Origin of the sequence: Streptomyces sp. NPDC006368, from assembly GCF_040612535.1 — a bacterium.
Lineage (GTDB): Bacteria > Actinomycetota > Actinomycetes > Streptomycetales > Streptomycetaceae > Streptomyces.
On record NZ_JBEXQK010000083.1, the window covers coordinates 1 to 6,658 of the forward strand.

Annotated in this window: 6 protein-coding genes; 4 read left to right on the plus strand and 2 right to left on the minus strand. The window is 70.3% G+C overall.

Annotated features, from left to right (window positions below; translation table 11 throughout):
* The first annotated feature begins 437 nt into the window (after nt 1-437).
* The 3 genes from ABZZ38_RS30010 to ABZZ38_RS30020 are packed head-to-tail and all read left to right on the plus strand — an operon-like array spanning nt 438 to nt 3,555.
* The gene (locus ABZZ38_RS30010) at nt 438-1,295 is read left to right on the plus strand and encodes a sugar ABC transporter permease (RefSeq protein ID WP_356745650.1); all 858 of its coding nucleotides are present in this window, start codon (nt 438-440) and stop codon (nt 1,293-1,295) included.
* Complete coding sequence (locus ABZZ38_RS30015) at nt 1,292-2,128, plus strand: carbohydrate ABC transporter permease (protein ID WP_356745640.1); 837 nt, start codon at nt 1,292-1,294, stop codon at nt 2,126-2,128. The genes ABZZ38_RS30010 and ABZZ38_RS30015 overlap by 4 nt, the downstream gene beginning before the upstream one ends.
* 56 nt (nt 2,129-2,184) lie before the next feature.
* On the plus strand, nt 2,185-3,555 hold the full coding sequence (locus tag ABZZ38_RS30020; protein ID WP_356745642.1) for a GH1 family beta-glucosidase: 1,371 nt from the start codon (nt 2,185-2,187) through the stop codon (nt 3,553-3,555).
* Here ABZZ38_RS30020 and ABZZ38_RS30025 read toward each other — a convergent pair.
* Together ABZZ38_RS30025 and ABZZ38_RS30030 are read right to left on the minus strand one after the other, a co-directional pair.
* On the minus strand, nt 3,527-4,408 hold the full coding sequence (locus tag ABZZ38_RS30025; protein WP_356745644.1) for an oxygenase MpaB family protein: 882 nt from the start codon (nt 4,406-4,408) through the stop codon (nt 3,527-3,529). The two genes, ABZZ38_RS30020 and ABZZ38_RS30025, sit on opposite strands and share 29 nt — an antisense overlap.
* A gap of 299 nt (nt 4,409-4,707) precedes the next feature.
* Nucleotides 4,708-5,229, minus strand: coding sequence for a hypothetical protein (locus ABZZ38_RS30030; protein ID WP_356745646.1), 522 nt, complete (start codon nt 5,227-5,229; stop codon nt 4,708-4,710).
* A gap of 183 nt (nt 5,230-5,412) precedes the next feature.
* Between ABZZ38_RS30030 and sph the strand changes: the two genes are divergently transcribed.
* On the plus strand, nt 5,413-6,447 hold the full coding sequence (sph, locus tag ABZZ38_RS30035) for a sphingomyelin phosphodiesterase (RefSeq protein ID WP_356745648.1): 1,035 nt from the start codon (nt 5,413-5,415) through the stop codon (nt 6,445-6,447).
* The last annotated feature ends 211 nt before the right edge of the window (nt 6,448-6,658 follow it).

Genomic DNA, 6,658 nt, shown 5'->3' on the forward strand with positions numbered 1-6,658 from the left:
GTTCCGGGGATCGTGTTCTGGGCTCTCTGTCGCTTCGCTCTGTCGTTTTACGCCCAGAACACGACCCGCTCCACGTCCCCCTGCCCCGCGCCCCCCACGGCGGCTGTGGTCACCCACCTTCGTGAGGGGGACGGGGTCGGAGCGTGGGGGGTGTTTCGGGCGTAAAACGACTGAACTCGCGCGAAGCGCGGTGAACGAGAGCCCGAAGACCCCCCACCGAAGACCCCGGCACCCGACCCCGGCCCACCGGACCCAACCCCCAACGGCACCGCACAACGCCCCGCGCAGCGGCACCGCACCGTTCGTGTTCGTATCGACTCGTTTGAAGGGCCCGCACCGTGACCCTCACGGCACCATCACCCCCCGCCGGCGCGCGCAGTGCGCGCAGCGCACGGCGCGCGCGGCGCGCCTGGCAGGCCGTCTCGCCGTACGCGTACATCGCGCCGTTCTTCACTCTGTTCGCCGCGTTCGGGCTGTTCCCGCTCCTCTACACGGCGTTCGTCTCGCTGTACCGCGTCGAGCTCCAGACGCCGGGCGACATGCGGTGGCGCGGTCTCGGCAACTACACCGCGCTCTTCACGGATGAGTTCTTCTGGATCTCGCTCCGCAACACCTTCACCATCGGTGTCATCTCGACCGTCCCCCAGCTGGTGATGGCGCTGGGGCTGGCGCACTTGCTGAACTACAGGCTTCGCGGCCGTACGTTCTTCCGGACGGCGATGCTGTTGCCGTACGCGACGTCGGTCGCCGCGGCGACGCTCGTGTTCGCGCAGCTCTTCGGGCGGGACTTCGGGCTGGTCAATTACGTGCTGCGGGTGGTGGGTTTCGGTGCGGTCGACTGGCAGACCGGCACCGTCGCCTCGCAGATCGCCGTTTCGACGATCGTCATCTGGCGCTGGACGGGCTACAACGCGCTGATTTACCTCGCCGGGATGCAGTCGATCCCGACCGAGTTGTACGAGGCGGCCGAGATGGACGGGGCGTCACGCTGGCGGCAGTTCGTGCATGTGACGTTGCCGGGGCTGCGTCCGACGATCGTGTTCACGACCGTCGTGTCGACGATCGGCGCCACGCAGCTGTTCGGGGAGCCGCTGCTCTTCGAGGGCAGCATCTCGGGCGGTATCTCGCACCAGTACCAGACGCTCGGGCTGTACATGTACGAGCAGGGCTGGGGCTTTTTCCACCTGGGCCGGGCCGCCGCGATCGCCTGGGTGATGTTCCTGCTGATCCTGGTGCTGGTCGGGGTCAACGCCCTGGTCGTGCGCCGCCGCGCCCGCAAGGAGGCGATCCGATGACCGCGCGTGCCGGGCGCACGATGCACGGCGGGAGGGTGGCGTACGCGATCCTGATCCTCGCCGTGCTCGTGTCCGCCTTCCCGTTCTACTGGACGATCGTCGCGGCGAGCCGCTCCAACGCGGATTTGGCGCAGGTGCCGCCGTCGCTGCTTCCGGGGCCGAACCTCATGCGGAACTTCGAGGCGGTGATGGAGGAGGCGGACATCGGCACGGCCCTGCTCAACTCCCTGATCGTCTCCGGTTCGATCACCGTCGGTACGGTGTTGTGCTGCACGCTGGCCGGCTTCGCCTTCGCCAAGCTCCGCTTCCGCGGCCGGGGTGCGCTGCTGGCGCTCACGGTGGGCACGATGATGATCCCGCCGCAGCTGGGTGTGATCCCTTTGTTCATGCTGATCGCGAAGCTGGAGTGGGTGAACCAGCTGCAGTCGGTCATTCTGCCCGGTCTGGTCTCGGCGTTCGGTGTGTTCTTCATGCGGCAGTTCCTCATCCAGTCGCTGCCGGACGAGTTGATCGAGGCGGCGCGGGTGGACGGTGCGTCGTCCGCGCGGATCTTCTGGTCGATCGTCGTGCCGGTCGCCCGCCCGGGGATGGCGGTGCTGGGCATGCTGACGTTCATGGCGGCCTGGAACGACTTCTTCTGGCCGATCGTCGCGCTGTCCTCGCAGAACCCGACCGTGCAGGTCGCGTTGCGTCAGCTGGGCGGCGGCTATGTCCACGACCAGTCCGTGATCATGGCGGGGACGCTGCTGGGCACCCTCCCCGTGCTGCTGGTCTTCGGCCTGCTGGGCCGGCAGATCGTCGGCGGCATCATGCAGGGCGCCGTCAAGGGCTGACGGGCGATTCCCCCGCTCTCCATCCTCCTCCACCTTCCGTTGGGAGTCTCCTCCTCATGACCGAGCTCACCTTCCCGGCCGGCTTCCGCTGGGGTACGGCCACGGCCGCGTACCAGATCGAGGGTGCCGCCGACGAGGACGGCCGGACGCCGTCCATCTGGGACACCTTCAGCCGTACTCCGGGCAAGGTCCGCAACGGCGACACCGGTGACATCGCCGCCGACCATTACCACCGGATGCGCGAGGACGTCGCGCTGATGAAGGACTTGGGGGTGACGGACTACCGGTTCTCGGTGGCGTGGCCCCGCGTGCAGCCGACCGGCCGGGGGCCGGCGGTGCAGAAGGGTCTGGACTTCTACCGGCGGCTCGTCGACGAGCTGCGCTCCGCCGACATCCGGCCGGTCGCGACCCTCTACCACTGGGATCTGCCCCAGGAGCTGGAGGACGCGGGGGGCTGGCCGCACCGAGAGACGGCCAACCGGTTCGCCGAGTACGCCGGGCTCGTGGCGGAGGCGCTGGGTGACCGGGTCGCCACGTGGACAACCCTGAACGAACCGTGGTGCGCGGCGTTTCTCGGGTACGGCTCCGGGGTCCACGCCCCGGGCCGTACGGACCCGGTCGCCGCGCTGCGCGCCGCCCACCATCTGAACCTGGCGCACGGGCGTGCCGTCCAGGCGCTGCGCGCGGCGGTTCCCCGGGGGGCGGAGGTGTCGCTGACGCTCAACCTCCATGCCGTGCGGGCACTGTCCGATTCGGGCGCGGACCGTGACGCGGCGCGCCGGATCGACGCGCTCGGCAACCGGATCTTCCTGGACCCCGTCTTCCACGGCCGCTTGCCCGACGACCTGGTCGCGGACACCGCCGCGCTGACGGACTGGTCGTTCGTACGGGACGGCGACCTGGAAGTGACCGCCGCTCCGGTCGACTCGCTGGGGATCAACTACTACTCCCCCACGGTCGTCGCGTCGGGCACGTCCGAGACGCCCTCCCCCTGGCCGGGCGCCGAGCGGCACGTCCGTTTCGTGCCGGCGCCCGGTCCGCGTACCGCGATGGACTGGCCGGTGGACGCGGAAGGCCTGTACGAGCTGCTGGTCCGGCTGCGCGACGAGTTGCCCGAGGTGCCGCTGATGGTGACGGAGAACGGCGCCGCCTACGACGACTACGCCGACCCGTCGGGCGAGGTCCACGACCCGGAGCGGGTCGCGTACCTGAACGCGCACCTGACCGCCGTGCACCGGGCGCTCGGGGACGGCGCGGATGTCCGCGGCTACTTCCTGTGGTCGCTGCTGGACAACTTCGAGTGGGCGTACGGCTACGGCAAGCGGTTCGGCATCGTGTACGTGGACTTCGCCTCCCAGCTGCGTACGCCGAAGGACAGTGCCCGGTGGTACGCGGACGTCATCTCGCGGGGCGGTCTGCGCGGGTGAGCCGGTACCGCCGGCGGGCCTCCCGCGCGAGCGGAAGGTAGCGCAGCCGCTCGGGGAGTACGGGCACCACGGTCCGTACGACCCGCCCGAAGCGGCGCAGCGCGCGCTCCTGTTGGTCCGTCCACTCCAGTCCCAGCGCGTCGCGTGCGTCCGGCGGCATCAGCCCGATGGTCATGAAGCGGCGGAAGCGGGCGAGCGGCGGGAGCAGCGCCGGCCACAGGATCCGCAGGAGGAGCCGCATCGGCAGCGGGCCCCGGTCGGGCGGGGGCACCGGGCTGTCGGTGGCGATCAGTTCCCGCACGACGACGGTGGCTTCGATCTCCTCGGCCAGCATCCTGCGGTAGTACGGCCAGAACTCCTCGATGGTCGGGGGCATGTCCCGGTCGTGGATGCCGAGGACGCGGCCGACCTGGAGCCACTCCGCGTACAGCTTCCGCTCCTGGTCCTCGGTCATGGGGCGGATGAGGTAGCGGTAGGCGTGGTGGAAGACGGGGAAACCGGTGGCGTGGACCCAGGCGTAGTGCGCGGGGGTGAGGGCGTGGTACCGGCGGCCCCGGGTGTCGGTGCCCTGGATGGTCCTGTGGAGCCGGCGGAGCCTGCGTCCTTCCTCGGCCGCGGCTTCGCCTCCGTACACCCACAGCTGGAGCGAGCGCAGGGAGCGCTCGCCGCGGCCCCAGGGGTCGGTGCGGAAGACGGAGTGCTCGTCGACGCCCGCCCCGACGGCGGGGTGGGCGACCTGGAGGGTGAGCGCGGCGGGCAGCATGAGCAGGCCGCGTATGTCGCCCACGAGGCTCCACAGCACCCCGCCGGGCGGCGGCGGGGTGGGTTCACCGGCTGATGGTGACGTGCTCATCTGGTGCGCTCCTGGCCGGGGATCTTGGTCGGGGACCGGGCTCGGTACCGGACCGGTCAGCAGGTCCGCAGTACCAGTATCGATCACCGCGTGGAGAGCGCGGCCAGAGCGGGCGGGGCGGGCGTCCCCGCAGGTGGCGGGGGGCCGGCTGCGGACGCCGGTTGCGGGCGTCGGCCTCGGTCGGGGCGGGCGGGCGGGCGGGCGAGCCGACCGGGCGTCCGGGCTTCCGGGCTTCCGGGCTTCCGGGCTTCCGGATGGGAGACGGGGTGGCTTCGGCGCGAGGCGGCCGGGTGGGGCGGTCAGCCCCGGTCGGCGGGGCGGACGGCGGGGCGGGCGGTAACGGGCTCGCCGACGATCCGCTCGGCGAGGGTACGGGCCCATGCCTCCACGTCATCGCCCAGTCGGGTCTCGGCGGCGGCGCGTTCCTCCGCGATCCGGGCCGTCCCGGCGGCGATGATCCGCTCGCGCTCGCGCAGCCCTTCCTCACGGGCCGCGGTGATGGCCGCCGCGCCCTGTTCGTGGGCCTCGGCGCGGACGCGGGCGGCGTCGTGGCGGGCGGCGGCGAGCTCCGCTTCGTACTCGGCGTGGAGCCGGGCAGCCTGCTCGCGCAGTTCCTCGGCGCGGTCCGTGCCGCCCTCGATGGCGTCCTGACGCCGTTCGAGGGTGCGGTTGATCCTCGGCAGGATCACCTTCGCGAGAACGAGGAAGGTCGCGGCGAACAGCACCACACCGATGATGAGATCGGCCCACACGGGGTTGAGCGGCCCGAGGTCGAAGGGGAACACCTCGGCGTTCCGGGCGAGAGTCACCGTTGAATCCATGCCGGGATCCTACCGAGTCGTCACGATCGGTCCCCCCAGCCGCGTCAGGAGAGTTGTCGTGGAGGCCCGGAGTCCGCAAGATTCCCGGCATCCGGTGGCTACCTGGAAGTAACGGCGGCTGATTTGATGTGCCCGCCATGACCATGGCGACGTCCAAACCCCCCACTGTCAGCGGGAGTTTCAGTGCCGCACTCCATGATCCGTCGTGCCCCGGGCACCGCTCTTTCGGCCGCCGTGTCCACGGCGCTCGCCGCCGCCACCCTCGTCGCGACGGCCCCCTCGGCGTCCGCGTCGGTATCGGCATCGGTATCTGCGTCCGCATCGGCGTCTGCCGCCGGGACACCGCGGTTGAAGGTCCTCTCGTACAACGTGTTCCTGTTCAGCAAGAACCTTTATCCGAACTGGGGCCAGGACCACCGGGCGGTGGCGATCCCCAAGGCGCCCTTCTTCCAGGGCAATGACGTCGTGGTGGTCCAGGAGGCGTTCGACAACGGGGCCTCCGACGCGCTCCTGCGCAACTCCGCCGCCCAGTACCCGTACCAGACGCCGGTGATGGGCCGTGGCAAGGACGGCTGGGACGCGACCGGCGGCTCGTACTCCTCCACCACACCGGAGGACGGCGGTGTGTCGGTCCTGAGCAAGTGGCCGATCGTGCGCAAGGAGCAGTACGTCTACAAGGACGCCTGCGGCGCCGACTATTACTCCAACAAGGGCTTCGTCTACGCCGTGCTGAACGTGAACGGTGCCCGCGTCCACGTCGTCGGCACGCACGCCCAGTCGACCGATCCGGGCTGCTCGGAGGGTGAGGCGGCGCTGATGCGCAGCCGCCAGTTCAAGGCGATGGACGCCTTCCTGGACGCGAAGAACATTCCCGCGTCGGAGCAGGTGCTGGTGGCGGGTGACCTCAACGTCGACTCGCACAGCGCCGAGTACGCGACGATGCTGAGTGACGCGGGCCTGAGCGGTGCGGACGCGCGCACCGGGCACCCGTACTCCTTCGACACGGACCAGAACTCGATCGCCTCCGAGCGCTACCCCGACGACCCGCGTGAGGACCTGGATTACGTACTCCACCGCGCCGGTCACGCTCGGCCGGCCGGCTGGACCAACGAGGTGATCAAGGAGCAGAGCGCGCCGTGGACGGTCTCCAGCTGGGGCACGCGGTACACGTACACCAACCTCAGCGATCATTACCCTGTCGTGGGGTCCGCGCAGTAGGCGGCGGCCCGTAGTCGCGAGCGTTTCGCACCTGGTCACAGCGTGTTCTTCGGCAGTGGCCGCAGGGCGGTTCGGCTGCCATGGTGGTGTCCATGACCGGTCATGGACACCACCACCATCACCACCACCACCGGAACGACGCGGCGCGCGAATGGTGGGGGGAGAGATCGGAAGAGGGGCGGGGTGGGGAAGAGTGTGTGTGTTGTGGTGT

Coding starts and splice junctions, on each gene's coding strand:
- ABZZ38_RS30015 (WP_356745640.1), top strand. CDS start 1,292: ATGACCGCGCGTGCCGGGCGCACGATGCACGGCGGGAGGGTGGCGTAC.
- ABZZ38_RS30020 (WP_356745642.1), top strand. CDS start 2,185: ATGACCGAGCTCACCTTCCCGGCCGGCTTCCGCTGGGGTACGGCCACG.
- ABZZ38_RS30025 (WP_356745644.1), bottom strand. CDS start 4,408: ATGAGCACGTCACCATCAGCCGGTGAACCCACCCCGCCGCCGCCCGGC.
- ABZZ38_RS30030 (WP_356745646.1), bottom strand. CDS start 5,229: ATGGATTCAACGGTGACTCTCGCCCGGAACGCCGAGGTGTTCCCCTTC.